This is a genomic window from Gymnodinialimonas ceratoperidinii (genome assembly GCF_019297855.1).
Classification (GTDB): Bacteria; Pseudomonadota; Alphaproteobacteria; order Rhodobacterales; family Rhodobacteraceae; genus Gymnodinialimonas; species Gymnodinialimonas ceratoperidinii.
Window position 1 is genome coordinate 1133512 of sequence record NZ_CP079194.1, and the last position, 17708, is coordinate 1151219.

At 66.4% G+C, this 17708-nt stretch carries 18 protein-coding genes; 8 read left to right on the forward strand and 10 right to left on the reverse strand.

Annotated features, from left to right (window positions below; genetic code table 11):
- Positions 1-12: 12 nt before the first annotated feature.
- Both KYE46_RS05520 and KYE46_RS05525 read right to left on the reverse strand, forming a co-directional pair.
- Positions 13-555, reverse strand: coding sequence for a TadE/TadG family type IV pilus assembly protein (locus KYE46_RS05520; RefSeq protein WP_219004033.1), 543 nt, complete (start codon positions 553-555; stop codon positions 13-15).
- Complete coding sequence (locus KYE46_RS05525; RefSeq protein WP_219004035.1) at positions 555-2294, reverse strand: TadE/TadG family type IV pilus assembly protein; 1740 nt, start codon at positions 2292-2294, stop codon at positions 555-557. Before KYE46_RS05525 ends, KYE46_RS05520 begins: the two co-directional genes overlap by 1 nt.
- 290 nt (positions 2295-2584) lie before the next feature.
- On the opposite strand from KYE46_RS05525, the gene KYE46_RS05530 reads away from it, so the two are divergent.
- Complete coding sequence (locus tag KYE46_RS05530) at positions 2585-4018, forward strand: Glu/Leu/Phe/Val family dehydrogenase (protein WP_219004038.1); 1434 nt, start codon at positions 2585-2587, stop codon at positions 4016-4018.
- Positions 4019-4179: 161 nt separating this feature from the next.
- Here KYE46_RS05530 and KYE46_RS05535 read toward each other — a convergent pair whose 3' ends face one another.
- Entirely contained in the window at positions 4180-4689 is a 510-nt protein-coding gene (locus tag KYE46_RS05535) for a hypothetical protein (protein ID WP_219004039.1), read from the reverse strand.
- An 87-nt stretch (positions 4690-4776) separates the two neighbouring features.
- On the opposite strand from KYE46_RS05535, the gene KYE46_RS05540 reads away from it, so the two are divergent.
- A complete protein-coding gene (locus tag KYE46_RS05540) occupies positions 4777-5688 on the forward strand; it encodes a pirin family protein (RefSeq protein WP_219004041.1) in 912 nt (303 codons plus the stop codon).
- A gap of 87 nt (positions 5689-5775) precedes the next feature.
- On the opposite strand, the gene KYE46_RS05545 is transcribed toward KYE46_RS05540, so the two are convergent.
- A complete protein-coding gene (locus tag KYE46_RS05545) occupies positions 5776-6123 on the reverse strand; it encodes a hypothetical protein (RefSeq protein WP_219004043.1) in 348 nt (115 codons plus the stop codon).
- Between the two features lie 134 nt (positions 6124-6257).
- On the opposite strand from KYE46_RS05545, the gene KYE46_RS05550 reads away from it, so the two are divergent.
- On the forward strand, positions 6258-7016 hold the full coding sequence (locus KYE46_RS05550) for an alpha/beta fold hydrolase (protein ID WP_219004046.1): 759 nt from the start codon (positions 6258-6260) through the stop codon (positions 7014-7016).
- A gap of 378 nt (positions 7017-7394) precedes the next feature.
- Here KYE46_RS05550 and lepA read toward each other — a convergent pair whose 3' ends face one another.
- Positions 7395-9194: a translation elongation factor 4 gene (lepA, locus tag KYE46_RS05555; RefSeq protein ID WP_219004048.1), complete on the reverse strand. Its 1800-nt coding sequence runs from the start codon at positions 9192-9194 to the stop codon at positions 7395-7397.
- A gap of 406 nt (positions 9195-9600) precedes the next feature.
- Between lepA and KYE46_RS05560 the strand changes: the two genes are divergently transcribed.
- Both KYE46_RS05560 and KYE46_RS05565 read left to right on the forward strand, forming a co-directional pair.
- Complete coding sequence (locus KYE46_RS05560) at positions 9601-9849, forward strand: ParB N-terminal domain-containing protein (protein WP_219004050.1); 249 nt, start codon at positions 9601-9603, stop codon at positions 9847-9849.
- Positions 9850-9946: 97 nt separating this feature from the next.
- Positions 9947-10246, forward strand: coding sequence for a hypothetical protein (locus KYE46_RS05565; RefSeq protein ID WP_219004052.1), 300 nt, complete (start codon positions 9947-9949; stop codon positions 10244-10246).
- Positions 10247-10354: 108 nt separating this feature from the next.
- Here the strand turns inward: KYE46_RS05565 and KYE46_RS05570 are convergent, their stop codons facing one another.
- From KYE46_RS05570 to rpmB, 3 genes are all read right to left on the reverse strand, one after another.
- Positions 10355-10882: a copper chaperone PCu(A)C gene (locus KYE46_RS05570; RefSeq protein WP_219004055.1), complete on the reverse strand. Its 528-nt coding sequence runs from the start codon at positions 10880-10882 to the stop codon at positions 10355-10357.
- 36 nt (positions 10883-10918) lie between these two features.
- Positions 10919-11275 carry a DUF2946 family protein gene (locus tag KYE46_RS05575; protein WP_219004057.1) on the reverse strand — a complete coding sequence of 119 codons (357 nt, stop codon included), beginning with the start codon at positions 11273-11275 and terminating at the stop codon, positions 10919-10921.
- Positions 11276-11425: 150 nt separating this feature from the next.
- Positions 11426-11716, reverse strand: coding sequence for a 50S ribosomal protein L28 (gene rpmB / locus KYE46_RS05580; RefSeq protein WP_219004059.1), 291 nt, complete (start codon positions 11714-11716; stop codon positions 11426-11428).
- Positions 11717-11920: 204 nt separating this feature from the next.
- Between rpmB and KYE46_RS05585 the strand changes: the two genes are divergently transcribed.
- The 3 genes from KYE46_RS05585 (at position 11921) to ribD (ending at position 14372) form a co-directional block, all read left to right on the forward strand.
- Positions 11921-12562 (forward strand): DUF2161 domain-containing phosphodiesterase, encoded by a 642-nt coding sequence (locus KYE46_RS05585; RefSeq protein ID WP_219004061.1) that lies wholly within the window; start codon positions 11921-11923, stop codon positions 12560-12562.
- Positions 12563-12805: 243 nt separating this feature from the next.
- Positions 12806-13276 carry a transcriptional regulator NrdR gene (nrdR, locus tag KYE46_RS05590; protein WP_219004063.1) on the forward strand — a complete coding sequence of 157 codons (471 nt, stop codon included), beginning with the start codon at positions 12806-12808 and terminating at the stop codon, positions 13274-13276.
- A gap of 1 nt (position 13277) precedes the next feature.
- Complete coding sequence (gene ribD / locus KYE46_RS05595) at positions 13278-14372, forward strand: bifunctional diaminohydroxyphosphoribosylaminopyrimidine deaminase/5-amino-6-(5-phosphoribosylamino)uracil reductase RibD (protein WP_219004064.1); 1095 nt, start codon at positions 13278-13280, stop codon at positions 14370-14372.
- A 72-nt stretch (positions 14373-14444) separates the two neighbouring features.
- On the opposite strand, the gene KYE46_RS05600 is transcribed toward ribD, so the two are convergent.
- Together KYE46_RS05600 and KYE46_RS05605 are read right to left on the reverse strand one after the other, a co-directional pair.
- The gene (locus tag KYE46_RS05600; RefSeq protein ID WP_219004065.1) at positions 14445-16490 is read right to left on the reverse strand and encodes a capsule polysaccharide biogenesis protein; all 2046 of its coding nucleotides are present in this window, start codon (positions 16488-16490) and stop codon (positions 14445-14447) included.
- A 3-nt stretch (positions 16491-16493) separates the two neighbouring features.
- A complete protein-coding gene (locus tag KYE46_RS05605; protein ID WP_219004066.1) occupies positions 16494-17648 on the reverse strand; it encodes a polysaccharide biosynthesis/export family protein in 1155 nt (384 codons plus the stop codon).
- Positions 17649-17708: the final 60 nt, after the last annotated feature.

A 17708-nucleotide genomic window follows, 5' to 3' on the forward strand; every position in this document is an offset into this window, starting at 1 on the left:
GGTGCGCACCCCTCAATCCGGTTCGTTGACGAAGATCGTGGAGGCCATCATGTGCAGGCCGCCGCTATCGTCGCGGGTCAAGTTGAGACCGAAGCCCGAGAATGGCACGATCCGGTCCACGATCAGGCAGGTGCGGATCAGCAGGAAATCGTTGTCGGCCCCGACCTGGAACTCGTTGTCGGGGGCGATGACGGTATCGTTGCCCCGTCCGGCGCAGACCTCGTCGTTTGAGGGCATGTCGTAGGAGTCGCGGTCGATCACCTGCAGGTCGATGGTCAGCAGGGTCGCGCAATTGGGCAGCATGCGCGTGTTGGCGCACATGGTGTCGCGCACGGTATCGGCATCGGTCACCACGCCTTGGGCCAGCCGCAGCACGCGCACGGACATGTCGAGCGTGCGCTCCAAGAAGACCTGACGGGTCAGGATCAGGGCCGTCTCGAAGGACGCGATGAAGACGATCAACAAGAGCGGAAAGACGATGACCAGTTCCAGCGTCGCGGTGGCTGTCTCGTCGCGCCAGAATTCGCGCAGGCGATCGCGCAGCGGCATCTCCATCATTGGATCAGCCTCAACTGGTTGATGGTTCGCGCAATCGACGCGAAGGCCTGCGAGATCTCGATCCCGTCGACGTCGTAGTAATGGGCATCGGAGGAGGCGCAGTAACGCATGACTTCCTGACCGCCCGAAGGGGCTTCGAACCCGATGGAGAAGACGATGATGCCGGCGGCATTGGCCGCGTCACAGATCGCGCGCAGGTTGTTGTCGGCTTGGGTGTTGCCAGCAAAGAGGTAGCTGGCGTTGTCGGCGACCTCGTTATGGAAGGTCCAGTTCCCCGACGCACGGGCCGGTTCCTCGAAATATTCCTCGGCGATGTATTCGGCCGTGTAGGCGCCCCAGAGGTCGGCCCAGAGCAGCACGCGGCCGTCGGTCGCCTCGGAGGGGTCATAGGCATTGGCGCGGGCGACTTCGAATTCATCCGCCGTCATGCCGTAGATGCTCCAGCCACCATCGGGCTGGCTGCGCCACCGACCGCTGGCCGTGCGCGGGTGCTCCTCCGGGATCCAGAACTGGCCCTGCGCCTCCCACCAGACGGAATACTGATCGTTGTCTTCGTTGTAAAAGACAGGGGCATAGCCCTCGCGGTAGCCGACGTAGCGGCCTTCGTCGTCCCAGACATCGCGCAGGTCATATTGGTTGGTGTTGGCGCCGTCGGTCATCAGCACGACGACCTTGATCGTCTCGTCGTCCAGCGTCGTGTTCATGTCGCCGTCGCGGAAGGGGGCGGGGCGGTCGGACAGGTACGAATGGACATCGCCCGAGGCGATCAGCCCGTTCAACGCGGGATTGGCGGCGGGGTCCAGAAGGCCCACGGCCCAGTTCATGCCGACGTCGATCGCGGTCCAGCCCCCGGCATTGAGCGAGTTGATGTGATCGTGCAGCGCCTCCTCACGGTATTCCCACGGCAGGATCGCGGCGTATTCGTCGGTCTGGCAGTGGGGATCGCGGAATGCGCGGTCGGAATCTTCGCCGTAGCGGTCCCAGTGCGACAGGCGGCGGATCGGGACGCTGGGATCGATCGCCGTGGTCGCGAAATCGGCAGAGCTAAAGCGGGCGCAGTTGGACTGGGTGTGGACGTCATCGAAGGCGAAGACGCTCTCGATCAGGTCGCCGCCGTTCACGCGCCCGTTGTAGGGCACGATGGAGACCGAGACGAGCAGCTCGTTATTGACGTTGTCGTTGGCGTTCAGCACCTCGGTCACGAATTCCCGCGCGGCGGGGCGCATGTTCGTCATTCGATTGTTGTCGCCCATGGAACCCGAGATATCGAGCACCATCGAGACCTCGATCCGGCGCACCCGTTCCTCGGCCGCGCCGAAGGCCGGAGAGGTCATGACGCGGACGCCGAACATCCGCATGAAGAGCGAGCGGACCTCGAGCTCTGCATAGGCGTGCACCCGGCGGAAGTTCAGCCCTTGGTCGACGCGGACATCGAGGCGGTAGCCTTCGATCCCGGCGATGGAGAAATAGTCGCGCACCACGCCTTCGGGGTCATAGGGCTGGGTCAGCGAGGCGGCGGCCAGCACGGCGCGGTCGAGGGTATATTGCAGCTGCGTGCGCTGGGTCTCGTAGCGCATCACGTCGATGGCGATGCCGCTGGCGCAGACCATCAGAACGAACATCATGATGGCGAAGGCGGTGACGGTCCCATCCTCGCGCTCGGCAAAACGGCGCGGCGCCAGACGGGCGGCAATGGCCCCGGCGGAACTCTGCATCTTGTGGAAGAGGCCAAACATGCCGTCTCTCCTGAAATTACCAAAACGGCCGTGCGACCTGCACAGGACAAAGAGAGCGGACCCACGGCACCGCGGTCGTTTTCCTAGCAAAGCAAGGCAGAATTGCGGCGACGGCGTGATGGAAACAGGTTGTTTACGAATCTGCTCTACGACAGGAGTGACGGATAAACACAACGTTCGGTTGCCTTTAGCCCCCTGCTATGGCCTTCTGAATCGTGGGCCTGCGCGTCCCCGCGCGGCCCTGGCCCACCGGCTGTCAGCCCGTGGAAGAACGCGAAGGGAGACGCGACATGACGACCAACCGGGCAGAGCCCAGTTTCCGAGAATCCGTTGATCTGATGTTCAATCGCGCGGCCGCGCTGCTGGAGCTGCCGCCGGGACTGGAAGAGAAAATTCGCGTCTGCAACTCGACCTACACGGTGCGGTTCGGCGTGAAGCTGCGCGGCGAAGTGCGCACCTTCACGGGCTACCGCTCCGTCCATTCCGAGCATACCGAGCCGGTCAAGGGCGGCATCCGTTATTCGACGGGCGTCAACCAGGACGAGGTGGAGGCCCTGGCCGCGCTGATGACCTACAAATGCGCGCTGGTGGAGGCGCCCTTCGGCGGCTCCAAGGGCGGGCTCTGCATCGATCCGCGCGAATATGACGCCGACGAGTTGGAGAAGATCACCCGCCGTTTCGCCTACGAACTGATCAAGCGCGACCTGATCGATCCGGCGCAGAACGTGCCGGCCCCCGACATGGGCACCGGTGAGCGCGAGATGGCGATCATGGCCGACCAATATGCGCGGATGAACACGACGGACATCAACGCGCGCGCCTGTGTTACCGGCAAACCGCCCCATGCCGGCGGCATCCAAGGCCGGGTGGAGGCGACCGGGCGCGGTGTGCAATATGCCTTGCGCGAATTCTTCCGCCACCCCGAGGATATCGCGAAAGCGGGGATGAGCGGCTCGCTCGACGGCAAGCGCGTGATCGTTCAGGGCCTGGGCAACGTGGGCTATCACGCGGCCAAGTTCCTCAGCGAGGAGGACGGTTGCATCGTCACTCATGTGATCGAGCGGGACGGGGTGATCCACAATTCCCACGGCATCAAGATCGAGGATCTGCACCACTGGATTGCCGAACATGGCGGGGTGAAGGGATATCCCAACGGCAATTTCGACGAGAACGGCAACGCCGCGCTGGAAGAGGAGTGCGATATCCTGATCCCGGCGGCGCTGGAGGGGGTCATCAACCTCGGCAATGCCGACCGGATCAAGGCGCCGCTGATCATCGAGGCGGCGAATGGCCCGATTACGGCGGGGGCCAACGACATCCTGATGGAGCGCGGCACGGTCATCATCCCCGACCTCTACGCCAACGCCGGCGGTGTGACGGTTTCCTATTTCGAATGGGTCAAGAACCTCAGCCATATCCGCTTCGGCCGCATGCAGCGGCGCCAGGAAGAGGCGCGCCACCAGTTGATCGTCGATGAGCTGGAGCGGCTGGACAAGCACCTTGGCGGCGCATGGTCGATGACGCCGGACTTCAAGCAGAAGTACCTGCGCGGGGCCGGGGAGTTGGAGCTGGTCCGCTCAGGGCTCGACGACACCATGCGCGAGGCCTATGCCGCGATGCGCAAGGTCTGGTACGAGCGCGATGACGTGCTTGATCTGCGGACCGCGGGCTTCCTCGTGTCGATCAACCGGGTCGCGGCGAGTTATCAGGCGAAGGGGATCTGAGCCGCCGATGACGTCGCAGGTTTGGGAACTGTAGAGGGGGCTCTGCCCCCCTGCGTCTCTGTGAGCCGCATTCCCCCCGGAGTTGTATCGGCCAAGATGAAGGCGGGCGGGAGAGGCGGCGAGTTTTGGTGTGGATTGCAGGGTGTTTTAGGGGTCTGGGCTCAGACGTCTTCGCCGCGTTCCACCTGCATGACGATCATCATGTCGGCGACATTCTTGGCGTCCTGCCGCGCGGTGACGCCGCCGATGGCAAGGGTCCGTCCGGCGCGCCACCAGAGGCCGGGGGCGAAGACGCGCGGACCTTGGGGTTGTTTCAGGCGGACGAGGAAACCGCCGGCGGGTTTGAACGCGAAGGCGCCGCGGTCGACGCGGGCCACGTTGTCGAGGCGGCAGAGGCTGCGGCCGCCCACCTCGCGCAATTCGGAGCGGGTGAGTTCGATCTCGCGGCCCGAGGCCTGCCAGATCCCGTAGCCAAGCCAGAAGCAGCCGGCGCCGAAGAAGGTGAGAAACAGCATGTAGCCGAAGTGTTCGGGCGGGCGCAGGGCGGCGACAGTCCAGACGACCACGCCGAGGGCCACGATGAAGCCTACCGCGACCACCCGGCGTGCGGGGCGCGGGGTGATGCTGGCCAGGACCTCATCGGGGTCGGGGGTCTTCGATTTCCGCGCCATTGCACACCTTTCGTGCCGCCGTGCAGAATAGACGGCGGCGATGACCGCTCCTACCTAGTGGACACAATTGCCGCAAGGAGGCTCCTCATGTCTATCCGTCCGATCATCGAGACGCGCCCGGCCCAGGCCACCATGGAGGGGGCGGGCGTCCATCTGCATCGCGCCTTCGGGTTCCAGGACCCGAGCGAGCTTGATCCGTTCCTGCTGTTTGACGACTTCCGCAACGATGACCCGGCGTTCTACGCCAAGGGGTTTCCGTGGCATCCGCACCGCGGGATCGAGACGATTACCTATGTGCTGGAAGGCGAGGTGGCGCATTCCGACAGTCTGGGCAACTCCGGCACCCTGGGGGCGGGCTCGGTGCAATGGATGACCGCGGGCTCGGGCATTCTGCACCAGGAGATGCCCACGGGGAATGCGCGGGGGCAGATGCATGGGTTCCAGCTGTGGGGAAACCTGCCTGCCGCCGACAAGATGACGGCACCGCGCTACCAGGATATCGCCGGTGCCGATATCCCCGAGGTGATCGACGACGACGGCGTGCGTGTGCGTGTCATCACCGGTGAATTCTGGGGCAAACGTGGCCCGGTCGACGGGGTCGCGGCGGATCCGCAGTACCTCGATATTGCCGTGCCGGCGGGGGTGAAGAAGACTTTCCGGATCGACACCTACCGCCGCGCCTTCGCCTATGTGTTCGAGGGGGCAGGCGCCTTTGTCGACGCGTCAGGGCCCGAAGGTATCTTGCTGGAGAAGGAAGTGATGGGGGCGGAGGTCAACATCCGCGACCTCTCTGGCGACCGCACGCTGATCCGTTTTGGTACCGGGGACGAGGTGACGGTGCAGGCGGGCGCGGAAGGGGTGCGCTTCCTCCTGATCTCGGGCGCGCCGATCGAGGAACCTGTCGCCTGGCACGGGCCGATCGTAATGAACACGCAGGCGGAGTTGCAGCAGGCGATGCGGGATTTGCAGAACGGGACGTTCATCAAGCCGGCGCATTGAGGGCGGGCTCTGACAGGCATGCGGCGCGGGGAGGGGAGGCCTTTCTCGCGCCGTTTTTCGTGGCGTGTAGCGTGCTCGGGCGGCGTCTCAGGTGGGGCCGATCCATTGCACAAAGGCAATGCCGGCGCCGATGACGACGAGCGCGCGGAAGCCGATTTCGGCGGCTAGCAGACTGCGGCGCTGACCGGCACGGGCACCGGGGCGGCGCCGGGCGAGACTGTTGCGAATGACATTGGCTGCGCGCGTCGCCTGGGCGGGATCGGTGCGGGCGGCAAGCTTGGGATGGGCGAGGCGGGGTTCAAGGGCAATCAACTCGCGCGCCGCGGTGCGCGCAGGCGCGGGCAGCAGCCGACCGGCCTTGCGCACGGCCTTGGGGAAGCTGCGCGCCCGCACCGAGAGACGCTCGGCCATCAGCGCGCGCAACTCCTCGGTCATCTGCTGATACCCTGCGTGATCCATGGAATCGTCGTGCCCCTCATTCGCTCGGTCGGGAAGCTACGCCCTGGGCGCGGTGCCCTCAACCCCTGGTGCATCTGGCGTTTTCGCGCCCGGCCCCCTATGCCTGTGTCATGTTGGAAAGTTACACCTTCGGCACGAAAACAGCCGCTCCGCCGATCCTGATTGCCCACGGGCTCTTCGGATCTGCCCGCAACTGGAACGTGATCGCCAAGCGCCTCTCGGAGACGCGTTTCGTGATCACCGTTGACATGCGCAACCACGGCGCGAGCCCGTGGAACGCCCCCCACGACTACCCGGCGATGGCTGGCGATCTTGCGGAAATCATTGCGAAAAATGGAGGGCAGGCGGATGTTGTCGGGCACTCCATGGGCGGCAAGGCGGCGATGGTTCTGGCGCTGAACCACCCTGAGACGCTGCGCAAGCTGGTGGTCGCGGACATCGCGCCGGTCGCCTACGGGCACACGCAGCAGGGCATGATCGACGCGATGCGGACGGTGGATCTGCCGCGGGTGGAGACCCGCGGCGACGCGGACCGGCAACTGGCGGCAGAGATCGAGGAGCCGGGGGTGCGTGCCTTCCTGCTGCAATCGCTGGACGTGAAGGCGAAACGCTGGCGGCTGAACCTCGACCAGTTGGAGGCCGACATGGGCGCCGTGCTCGGGTTTCCCGAGGTCGAGAGCTGCTTCGAGGGGCCGGTCCTGATGCTCTCGGGCGGGGAGTCGGACTACGTTCTGCCGGAACATCGGGAGCGGGTGAAGGCGCTGTTTCCCGCCGCACGCTTCGCGAAGATTCCCGGAGCGGGGCATTGGCTGCACGCCGAGAAGCCGCGGGAGTTCGAGGCGGCTGTGGCGGCGTTTCTGGCCGCGTGACACCTGTGCACATCCCGTACACAGCCCGTACACCGCTGGAGGCGGGCGGGACTTGGCATGTTGCGATGGGTTGTGGGCGGGGAGCGTCGGGGACGTTGCGTGTTTCGGAACAGTGATGGTGAGCGGCGAGTCTGAGCCGAGGGGGGTGAGCAGCGTCCGCGTCACGCGTGCCATTGGCACGACGGGGGCGGTTCGGGCGCTCTCCGGCGGAGCCGGGCGGGGGGTGTTAAACGTGCAAACGGCTTGCCTTTAGGGACACACTAGAAGCACGGGACTCCGCGCCGTAACCCCTGTGTGGGCCCGCAGACTTTTGTACGCAAAAGTCGCTTTCGCCCACCGTCACGCAAAGGGGCCAGCTATGGCTGGCCCCTTTGCGTGCTAACTGTCCATCTTTAGTGCGCTAATAAAGGCGCTCTGAGGGATCTCCACCTTCCCAAACTGCCGCATCTTTTTCTTGCCCGCCTTCTGCTTGTCCAAGAGCTTCCGCTTCCGCGAGGCGTCGCCGCCGTAGCACTTCGCGGTCACGTCCTTGCGCATGGCCGAGAGGGTTTCGCGCGCGATGACGCGGCCGCCGATGGCTGCCTGGATCGGGATCTTGAACATGTGGCGGGGGATGAGTTCCTTGAGTTTCTCGACCATGGCGCGGCCGCGGGTCTCGGCGCGGTCGCGGTGGACCATGATGGAGAGCGCGTCGACCGGCTCATCGTTGACCAGAACCTGCATCTTCACCAGCGCATCCTCGCGGTAGCCGATCATCTGGTAATCGAACGACGCATACCCTTTGGTAACACTTTTCAGCCTATCGTAGAAATCGAACACCACCTCGTTCAGGGGCAGGTCGTAGACCACCATCGCCCGCGTGCCCGCGTAGGTGAGGTCCTGCTGGATGCCGCGCCGGTCCTGGCAAAGCTTCAGCACATCGCCCAGGTAGTCGTCGGGCACGAGGATCGTGGCCTTGATCCGCGGCTCCTCGATCCGGTCGATATGGGCCGGGTCGGGCATGTCGGCGGGGTTGTGCAGCTCGACCATCGTCTCGTCACGCATGTGCACGTGGTAGATGACCGAGGGCGCGGTGGTGATCAGGTCGATATCGTATTCGCGCTCCAGCCGGTCGCGGATCACTTCAAGATGGAGGAGCCCAAGGAAACCACAACGGAAACCGAAACCGAGCGCGGCGGATGTCTCCATCTCGTGGGAGAAGGAGGCGTCGTTGAGCGCCAGCTTCTCGATCGCGTCGCGCAGGTCCTCGAACTGGTTGGTATCAACCGGGAAGAGGCCGCAGAAGACGACGGGCTGCGACGGCTTGAAGCCCGGCAGCGCGTCGGTGGCGCCGTGCTTCTCGTGGGTGATCGTGTCGCCCACGCGGGTATCGCGCACCTGTTTGATCGAGGCGGTGAGAAAGCCCATCTCGCCGGGGCCAAGCTCGGGGATGTCCTTCATCTTCGGGGTGAAGACGCCAAGGCGATCAACGGGATACTGCCCGCCGGTGCGCATCATCTTGATCTTGTCGCCCTTCTTGATGACCCCGTCGATCACGCGGATCAGGACGACGACGCCGAGGTAGCTGTCGTAGTAGCTGTCCACCAGCATCGCCTTGAGCGGCGCGTCGCGGTCGCCCGTGGGGGCGGGCAGGCGGGTGACGATGGCTTCCAGCACGTCGGGGATGCCGACGCCGGTCTTGGCGGAAATCTCGACGGCTTCGCTGGCGTCGATGCCGATCACGTCTTCGATCTGTTCGCGCACCCGGTCGGGCTCGGCCGCGGGCAGGTCGACCTTGTTGAGCACCGGCACGATCTCGTGATCCGCGTCGATCGCCTGATAGACGTTGGCCAGCGTCTGCGCCTCGACCCCTTGCGAGGCGTCGACGACCAGAAGCGACCCCTCCACCGCCTTCATCGAGCGCGAGACCTCGTAGGCGAAGTCGACGTGGCCCGGCGTGTCGATCAGGTTGAGGATATAGGTGTTCCCGTCCTTGGCAGGATATTCGATGCGGACGGTATTGGCCTTGATGGTAATGCCCCGCTCGCGCTCGATATCCATCTGGTCGAGCAGCTGCGCCTGCATGTCGCGCTCGGCCACGGTGCCGGTGAGCTGGATCAGCCGGTCGGCCAGCGTGGATTTCCCGTGGTCGATATGGGCCACGATGGAGAAATTGCGGATGCGGTTGAGGTCGGTCATGGGACGGCCTTGAAGCGAGGGTTTCAAGGGGATGTAGCGTGTTGGGCGGGGCGGGGAAAGGGCCTGCGCGCGTTTGTCGGCATCCGGGTTTTCTTTGCCGGTACAGATGGGGTGGAGCAGCGGGGGTATCGGTGCGCGGAGGGGACGAAGAAGCGGGTGCGCGCAGTATGGTGAGCGGTGGAGCGGGGCGGTGGGCGTGCCATGGGCCGGGCTTCGGTCGGAGCCGCGCGATGTGACGGGGCTCGGGACGTCGGGAGGCGGGAGCGGGGCTGCCATTGGCTCGTGACGGTGCCGCGGGGGTCGGTGTGTTGATTGCGGCATGGGCGCGCCGCCGCCAAAACTTAACGTAACGCCGTGGCGCGATGGCTGTGCTAGGCTCGCTTTGAAGCCGCTGAGAGGATGAGCGATGCCCAACCAGATCCCGCTGCGAATGGACGACATCTATGTGCCCGCCAAGCGGAAGAAGACGTTGGAGGCCGAGCGGGTGGACGCTCTGGCCCATGATATCCTCGAGAACGGGCAAACCACCCCGATCCGGGTGCGCGAGGGGAAGGGGCGCTATGTCCTGCTGGAAGGGCTGCACCGGCTGGAGGCCATGCGCGCGCTCGGGGAGGAGCGGATCGTCGTCTACGTCACCCAAGCGCGCCTGCATTGATCGGCGAAGTCGTGAATTGACCCGCGCCGCCCGAGTCAGACATAATGCCGGCAGAGCAGACCGGGCAAAAAGACCCGTTACATTAGAGGCGATTGATATGCGATTTATATACCCCGCTGTTGCGGTGGCCGTCATGGCTGTTCCGCAATCTGTCCAAGCCAATCCGATCCAGCGTGCCTGCATGGCATCCGACCAGTACTCATCGCGGAGCCTGTGCTCCTGCATCGGCGATGCGGCCGACGTGACCTTGTCGCGGCGCCAGATGCGCGAAGGGGCGCGGTGGTTCGACGATCCGCAACGGGCGCAGGATACGCGGCAGTCCGACCGGGCCCGCGACGAGGAAATGTGGTCGGCGTGGCGGACATTCTCGACCCTGGCCGAGCAAAGCTGCGGTTGACCGAACGGGTGAGATTCTGCGCGCCGGCAGGCTTTTGACCGGCGGCGCGCAGGGCTGAGACATGACGGCTCCGCTCGGGAAGGGCGGAGCCGTTGTCGTCTCGATGGATCAGTGGTCGGAGCCGTGGCCGCTGTGATCCGCGTCGTCCATGTCCATGTCCATCGCGCCGTGGTCCGCGTGCTCTCCATGGGCGCCAGCGCCCGGCTGACGCTCGTTGTCGATGACGATGGTCTGGGTGACGGGGTCGGCATGCTCGAAGGTGAAGGTCACTTCGATCTCCTCCCCTTGGACCAGAGGGCCAGTGAGGCCGAGCATCATCACGTGCATGCCGCCACGGGTGAGGTGAATGCGCTCGCCAGCCGCGACGGGGAAGCCGTCTTCGACCTCTCTCATCCGCATGATGCCATTGTCTTCCTCGATATGCGTGTGCAGCTCCAGCCGTTCAGCCGCCTCGGAAGACGCGCCGATCAGGCGGTCGTCGGTGTCAGAATGGTTGAACAGCGTTAGGAAGGTCGCGCCGGTCTGGGCGACGGGGCTAGAGGCGCGGGCATAGGCGTCTTCGATCACCATATGGGCGGACGCAAGGGTGGGGAGCACCGCGAAGGCGGTGGCGAGGAGCGTTGTTTTGAAGGTCATATTGTCTCTCGTAGGTTTTTGAGGGGTGTCTTTGGCTCAGACACCGCGCGGTGGTGCGCGGGCATGGCCACCCTGAAAAACATGGAGAGCAGTGAGGGGATGTGCGGTGAAGGGCTGCGCCGGGCGGAGCGTGGCACGGATCGGCTGGACGCCCGCGCGGGGCGGCGGTGTCGCGGCCAGAACCAGATGACAGGCGGGACACTCGGGGGCGGCGACGGCCTCTCCGGCGTCATCGAGAATCGGGACGCCCGCGCGGTCGAGCAGCAGGATCGGCGCGCCGGTGCCGCAATAGCCGCCAGCCACCGCCATGCGTGTCTGCGCGACAACAGCCGCGAGGCTGGTGAGCACCAAGGCAAACACGATGAACGTGGGGATGAGCGCGCGGCGGATCATGGACGCGCTTGTAGCGCGGGGCCTTGGTCGGGGCCAAGGGTCAAACGCCCGCGAACTGCCACACACACGAAGCCCCGCGCGGGACATCCCGGCGGGGCGAAAGGTGTCGGATGCGGCGGGGTGAGCCGCCTGCAGCCTATCGATCGGGGATCAGGCCTGTGCGGCCTGCGCCTTGGCGATCTCTTTCTTGATCTTCAGCGCGCGCTCGCTGAGCTCGGCGTCCTTGGCTTTCGCCATGAATGCGTCGAGGCCACCGCGGTGGTCAACGGTGCGCAGGGCCGCGTTGGAGATGCGCAGCTTGAAGCGGCGGTCCAGCGTGTCGGAGCCGAGCGTCACGTCGCTCAGGTTCGGCAGGAACCGGCGGCGGGTGCGGTTCTTGGCGTGGCTTACGTTGTTGCCCGTCATCGGGCCTTTGCCGGTCAGTTCGCAGACGCGCGACATGGGGTGTCCTCTTCGTATCTCAAGCAGGGCCGGGGCGATCTGCCGGGGGCTCTGAAACCAATAGGGCGCGGAGAAGACTCTGCGCCCGGAAAATCTGAATTGGGAAGTACGGAGGCCGCGCCGGGGTGTCAAGCCGTGAATCGGCCCTGAACCGCTTGTTTCGGGGATTCACGCCGTCGATATTTGCGCATAGCGTGGGGCGCGATGAAAGAGACCGATCTATATCCCCCCGTCAAAGCGCATCTGGAGGCCCATGGCTTTACCGTCAAGGGAGAGATCGGACCGGCGGATGTCGTCGGAATGCGCGGCGAGGACATGGTCGTGGTGGAGTTGAAGCGGGGCTTCTCGCTGACCCTGTTCCACCAGGGAATCGCGCGATTGGCGGTCTGTGACTGCGTCTACCTCGCCGTGGCCAAGGGGCGCGGCCGGCCCTGGTTGAAGGCGTTGCGGGAGAATGTGCGCATGGCACGCCGGTTGGGATTGGGCGTCATGGGGGTGGATGTGGAGGCGGGCACGGTGAAGGTCTACGCCGAGCCCGGCCCCTACACGCCGCGCAAGGTGGCGCGGAAGCGGCGCATGATCGTGAGCGAATTCGAGCGGCGCGAGGGCGATCCGAACCTTGGCGGCCTGCAGGGCGCGCGGGTCACGGCCTACCGGCAGGAGGCGACGCTCTGCGCCGAGTTCCTTGCGCTGGCGGGCGCGGCCAAGGGCGCGGAGGTGGCGAAATCCACCGGCGTTGCGCGGGCGACGCTGATCATGCGGTCCAATCACTACGGGTGGTTCGAGAAGGTCTCGACCGGGGTCTACCGTTTGAACGAGGCGGGTCGCGCGGCGCTGTCGGAGTGAGGCGAACCATCGGCGGGGCGGCCCGTGTGGGGCGGGCCGGGGGCCGTATTTGGAAAAAGATGAAGGGCATGTTGACCGGAGTGCAACAGGCGGGCGGTGCCATATCCTGTAGGGGTGGATTGGGCCTACACAAGCCGTGACGTGCTCCCTATAGTGCCTGTGGATAAGCGGGCAAAAGCCCCAAAACAGAGGCCGGCGCGGCGAGGGTTCCTCCGGAGCGCGACAGAGACGGGAGGCTGCGCCATGCGTTGCCCATTTTGCGGAAATGTGGACACCCAGGTGAAGGACTCGCGTCCGGCGGAGGACCATGTGGCGATCCGGCGGCGGCGGTTCTGTCCGGCCTGCGCGGGGCGTTTCACGACCTACGAGCGGGTGCAGCTGCGCGATCTTGTGGTGATCAAGTCCAGCGGCAAGCGCGAGGATTTCGACCGCTCGAAGCTGGAGCGCTCAATCCGCATGGCCCTGCAGAAGCGGCCGATCGAGCCGGAGCGGGTGGACCAGATGATCTCGGGCATGGTGCGGCGCCTGGAGAGCCTGGGCGAGACCGACGTGCAGTCGAAGGTCATCGGCGAGATCGTGATGGAGCGTCTGGCGGCGATCGATACCGTCGCCTACGTGCGTTTCGCGAGCGTTTACAAGAACTTCCAGGCAACGGGCGATTTCGAGGATTTCCTTTCGGAATTGCGACCGCCTGCACAGACCACCGAAAGCTGAAATGAGTGACGCGCGCTGGATGGCTCTGGCGCTGAGCCTCGGCGCGCGCGGGCTTGGGAAGGTCTGGCCGAACCCCGCCGTGGGCTGCGTGCTGGTGCGCGACGGTCGTGTCGTCGGACGTGGCGCAACAGCGCCGGGCGGGCGGCCCCATGCCGAGGTCGTGGCCCTGCGGCAGGCGGGTGACGCCGCGCGCGGGGCTTGCGCCTATGTCAGTCTGGAGCCTTGCAATCATACCGGGCAGACCGGGCCTTGCGCCCAGGCGTTGATCGACGCCGGGGTGGCGCGGGTCGTGGTGGGCTGTGGCGATCCTGATCCTCGGGTGGCGGGCGGCGGCATCGCGCGGATGCGGGACGCTGGCATCGAGGTCGTTACGGGGGTTTGCGAGGCGGAGGCTTTGCGGGTGCATGAGGGGTTCCTGTCGCGGGTGCGCGAAGGGCGTCCGATGGTGACGCTGAAGGTGGCGACCTCGCTCGATGGACGGATCGCGACGGCGAGTGGCGAGAGCCAATGGATCACCGGCCCCGAGGCGCGGCGGCGGGTGCATTGGATGCGCGGCCGCCACGACGCGGTGATGGTGGGCGCGGGCACGGCGCGGGCCGATGACCCGGCGTTGACGGTGCGCGGGATGGGCGATGTGGCGCAGCCGGTGCGGGTGGTGATCTCGCGCAGGTTGGGGCTACCGGTGGACTCGGTTCTGGGACGCAGTGCGCGGGAGGTGCCGGTCTGGTTGGTCCATGGCCCGGACGCGCCGGCTGCGGCGCGGGAGGCGTGGAGCGCGGTGGGTGCGCGGCTGCTGGAAGTGACGCCCGATGCCAGCGGGCAGGTGGACGCGGACGCGGCGTTGCGGCGGTTGGGAGACGAGGGCCTGACACGGGTTTTCTGCGAAGGTGGTGGCGCCTTGGCGGCGTCGCTTCTGGCGGCGGACGCGGTGGATCGGCTCGCGGTGTTTTCGGGCGGCGTGATGCTGGGCGCGGAGGGCACGCCGTCGGTCGGCGCGATGGGCATTGCGGCTTTGGCGGAGGCGCCCCGGTTCGCGTTGGAGCGGGTTGAACAGCTGGGGCCGGATGCGCTGAGCCTTTGGCGGCGTCACACCTGAGATATTTGAATTTCGCTAGATACCTGTGGGTAACTCTGTGAGTGGCGCTGTGTCAGGTCGCATTTGTGCAACCTAGCGGCGCCAGAGCCAGCTGTGCCCTGCCAGCCATCCCTGTAATTTTGCCAAGGCGCGGAGCGATGGTTTGCGGGGGACGCCTGCGCCTGTGCGCAGCCGTTCGACGGCGATCTCGACCGGGCAGGGGAGGCCTGTGACCGGGTCGGTATAGCGCGGATAGGTGATCAGCGCGGCGTGGACAAGGGCGGCAAGGGAGGGGCGTGCGGTGCGTCGGGAAGGGATGGTGCCGTGGTCGTCGGTCAGGCCCCATCCGGCGTAGAAGGGCGCGCCCAGGGTGGTGACGGGAATGCCCCGGATCAGCGCCTCGAACCCCATGGCGGAGGTCATGGTGACGAGGTGATCGGTGACGGAGAGCAGCGCCACGGCGCCGGTCTCTCGCGCGATGTGATCGGCGGGCGCGGCCTCGGCCTCGGTGAGCGCGCCGGGGCGCAGGCCGGCTTCCACATCGGGGTGGGGTTTGTAGATCACGAAAGCCTCGGGGAAGAGGGCGCGGGCTTGGTGGAGGAGGGCCGCGTTGGTCGACACCGCGCCCGCGCCGAGGCGTATCGAGGCGTCGTCCTCCACCTGGCCGGGCACCAGCACCACGGCGCGGCCCGGCGGCAGATCGGGGAGGGTGCCGCCGGTGAGGTTGTATTTCGTCAGCCCGGCGCGGCGCAGGGTCTGGATCAGACGCTCGGCGCGAAGGAGGCGCGGCGGGGGGAGGGTGGCGGCCTCGGCAATCAGACGCTCCAGCCGGCTCTCGCGGGTCGGGTCATAGTAAATGCCGAGGTCGTCCCGGACCAGCGAGAGGGGCGGGACCAGCTCCGCACCGAGGCCGCGCGAGCGCAGGAAGCCATCTTCCACCCGCAGGAGGGGCGCATCGCCGCAGGCGGCGGCGAGGTCGGGCGTGGCGTGGCTGGCCCAGACCAATGTCGGGCGATCCGGCTCGGGCTGGGCCGAGAACCGAAGGGGGCCGTGCTGGCCGAAGCTGGCGCGCAGGTGGCCGCGTTTCCAGCTGCGCATGCCGAGCGCGGTGTAGCCTGCGCGATCCTCGCGCCAGGCGCGGGCTTGGGCCTCGAGCGCGCCGAGGGCGTCTTCCACCTCGCCAAGCGCGTCGCGGTAGGGGTCGTACCATGTGGGGTGGAGCAGCAGCGCGCCGGCGACGAGCTGCGCGCGGGTCAGCGTCCGTTGGCGGCGGGCCGGGGTAGGGCGGCGGTCATCGGTGAGGCCCCAACCTGCGTAGAAGGGCACGCCGAATGTCACGGGTTTGTGGCCCGCAAGAATGGCCTCGAACCCGGCCTGCGAGGTGACGCAGTAGACGGCGCGCGCACCCTCGAACAGGCGCCAGGGGCTGATCGGGCGATCTTCGAGCGATACATTGGGCGGCAGGGTCTCGGCGTCGAAATGGCCGGGACGGTGGCCGGTGCGGGTCTCGGGGTGGGTCTTGATGACGATATGGGCGTCGGGGTGATCTTCGCGCGCCCAGGCGAGCGCCTCGGCAAAGCTGTCAGGGGTCGCCTGTCCGAGGGCGATGGAGGCGTCGCCGCGGGTCTGGTCGATCAGCAGCACATAGCCCGGCGGGGGCGGGGCGAGATCAGGATCGTGGGCGGCATATTTCGACAGGTGTCCCTCGACCATGCGGGCCATGACATCGCGGGCGCGGTTTAGGAGGGCGGTATCGTCGAGCGGATGGCTGGCGAGGATGTGTTCGAGATCAGAGGGCCCGGTCGCATCGAAGTAGACGCCGCGGCGGTCCACCACGAGGCCCAGGGGCGGCTCGCCGGAGCGGCCGGGGTGGAGCGACCGCAGGAAAGCATCCTCGACCCGCACGAGGGAGGCGCCGGTGGCCTCGGCCACGGCCTCGCCGCGCGGGGCATAGGGCGAGTGGCCCCAGACCACGACATCATCGGTGGCCTCGGGCTTGCCGAGCTTCAGGTCATAGCCTGCGAGGGAAAGAATGCGGCGCACGCGGGCGTTGGTGAGAAAGCCCGCGTTGAAGTGGAAGGCGCGGCGGCGGGGCGGGGCCTGTTGCGCCCCCGCCCCGGTGGTGCCGGGCGTTGCCATGGCTCAGTTCGCGGCGCCGACGGATTCCGTGAGCCCGGTGACGCCGCTCAACGTGCCGGTCAGCGCCGAGATCGCGGTGTTGAACTGGGTGATCGGCGCCGAGGTCACGTAGACCGTGTCGCCATCGCGGATGACGAAGTCGCGGGCCTCGAACATGCCGGTGGGCGCGGTGAGGTCGAGCACGTAGATCATCCGCTGGGTGCCGATCAGGTCGTCGCGGCCAAGCACGAGGTTGGCGAGTTCCTCGGGCTCGTTGCGGAGCACGAAGACGCCGGTGGGATCGGCGAGCGAGGGGTTGAGGCCGCCCACGGAGGCAATCGCGTCGATCGCGGAGATCACGCGGCTCTCAAATTCGACGATGGTCTGGGCACCGGTCGCGCCAAGCGCGGTGAACTGGCGGGTGTCGCCTTCAACCACGATGCGGTCATCGGCGCGCAGCGCCACGTCGACGTTCGGATCGCGGAAGATGTCCTGATACCAGACGGTGCCGGTATGGCCCCCGCGCACCAGCGTGACGCGCGTCACCTCGGGGTCGAGGGCACTGCCGCCGGCAGCGGCGAGCACGCCGGAGAGGGTCCGCGTCGGACGCTCGATCGGGAAGATACCCTGACCGTTGACGTCACCTGCGACGACCACGGTGGCGCCGTCGCCGGCCTCACGCGTGACGATGACCTGCGGGTCCGGGGTCTGTTCGTCGAGGTTGCGGGTGATGACCTCGCGCAGTTGCTCGGGCGTGTTGCCCGCGGCGCGGATGCGGCCAGCGTAGGGGATGAAGATGAAGCCGGATGTATCGACCTGAAGCGTCGTCAATTGCGCGGCATTGGCGCCCTCACCGGCCAGCAGGCCGTCGGTGACGTTTTCGAAAATGGTGAGCGACAGCAGGTCGCCCGGCCGGATCAGGTCGGTGTTGGAGACGCCCGCGTTCAGCAACTCGCGCGGGAAACCAAGGGTCGGCACGAGAGATGTGGCGGCGGTGACGCGTTGGTTGACCTCGACCACGAAGGCATCGCCCTCGTTCTGGACCGAACCGGCGAAGATCTGGCTGCGGGTCGGGCCTGCCGATGGAAGGACGCGGGTGAGCACATCGCAAGCCGATAGCGCCACGATACAAGTGCAAAGCGCGGTGATCCGCGCGAAACGGGGAACCCTCGATGTCACGGGGATGGCTCCTTTAGCCTGAACTGCCTCAGATATTTTGTTCTCGTTTTTTTGCAGATT

Bases quoted from the DNA above. Each gene is read 5' to 3' on its own strand.
- KYE46_RS05520 (WP_219004033.1), bottom strand. From the start codon at position 555: ATGGAGATGCCGCTGCGCGATCGCCTGCGCGAATTCTGGCGCGACGAG.
- KYE46_RS05525 (WP_219004035.1), bottom strand. From the start codon at position 2,294: ATGTTTGGCCTCTTCCACAAGATGCAGAGTTCCGCCGGGGCCATTGCC.
- KYE46_RS05530 (WP_219004038.1), top strand. From the start codon at position 2,585: ATGACGACCAACCGGGCAGAGCCCAGTTTCCGAGAATCCGTTGATCTG.
- KYE46_RS05535 (WP_219004039.1), bottom strand. From the start codon at position 4,689: ATGGCGCGGAAATCGAAGACCCCCGACCCCGATGAGGTCCTGGCCAGC.
- KYE46_RS05540 (WP_219004041.1), top strand. From the start codon at position 4,777: ATGTCTATCCGTCCGATCATCGAGACGCGCCCGGCCCAGGCCACCATG.
- KYE46_RS05545 (WP_219004043.1), bottom strand. From the start codon at position 6,123: ATGACCGAGGAGTTGCGCGCGCTGATGGCCGAGCGTCTCTCGGTGCGG.
- KYE46_RS05550 (WP_219004046.1), top strand. From the start codon at position 6,258: ATGTTGGAAAGTTACACCTTCGGCACGAAAACAGCCGCTCCGCCGATC.
- lepA (WP_219004048.1), bottom strand. From the start codon at position 9,194: ATGACCGACCTCAACCGCATCCGCAATTTCTCCATCGTGGCCCATATC.
- KYE46_RS05560 (WP_219004050.1), top strand. From the start codon at position 9,601: ATGCCCAACCAGATCCCGCTGCGAATGGACGACATCTATGTGCCCGCC.
- KYE46_RS05565 (WP_219004052.1), top strand. From the start codon at position 9,947: ATGCGATTTATATACCCCGCTGTTGCGGTGGCCGTCATGGCTGTTCCG.
- KYE46_RS05570 (WP_219004055.1), bottom strand. From the start codon at position 10,882: ATGACCTTCAAAACAACGCTCCTCGCCACCGCCTTCGCGGTGCTCCCC.
- KYE46_RS05575 (WP_219004057.1), bottom strand. From the start codon at position 11,275: ATGATCCGCCGCGCGCTCATCCCCACGTTCATCGTGTTTGCCTTGGTG.
- rpmB (WP_219004059.1), bottom strand. From the start codon at position 11,716: ATGTCGCGCGTCTGCGAACTGACCGGCAAAGGCCCGATGACGGGCAAC.
- KYE46_RS05585 (WP_219004061.1), top strand. From the start codon at position 11,921: ATGAAAGAGACCGATCTATATCCCCCCGTCAAAGCGCATCTGGAGGCC.
- nrdR (WP_219004063.1), top strand. From the start codon at position 12,806: ATGCGTTGCCCATTTTGCGGAAATGTGGACACCCAGGTGAAGGACTCG.
- ribD (WP_219004064.1), top strand. From the start codon at position 13,278: ATGAGTGACGCGCGCTGGATGGCTCTGGCGCTGAGCCTCGGCGCGCGC.
- KYE46_RS05600 (WP_219004065.1), bottom strand. From the start codon at position 16,490: ATGGCAACGCCCGGCACCACCGGGGCGGGGGCGCAACAGGCCCCGCCC.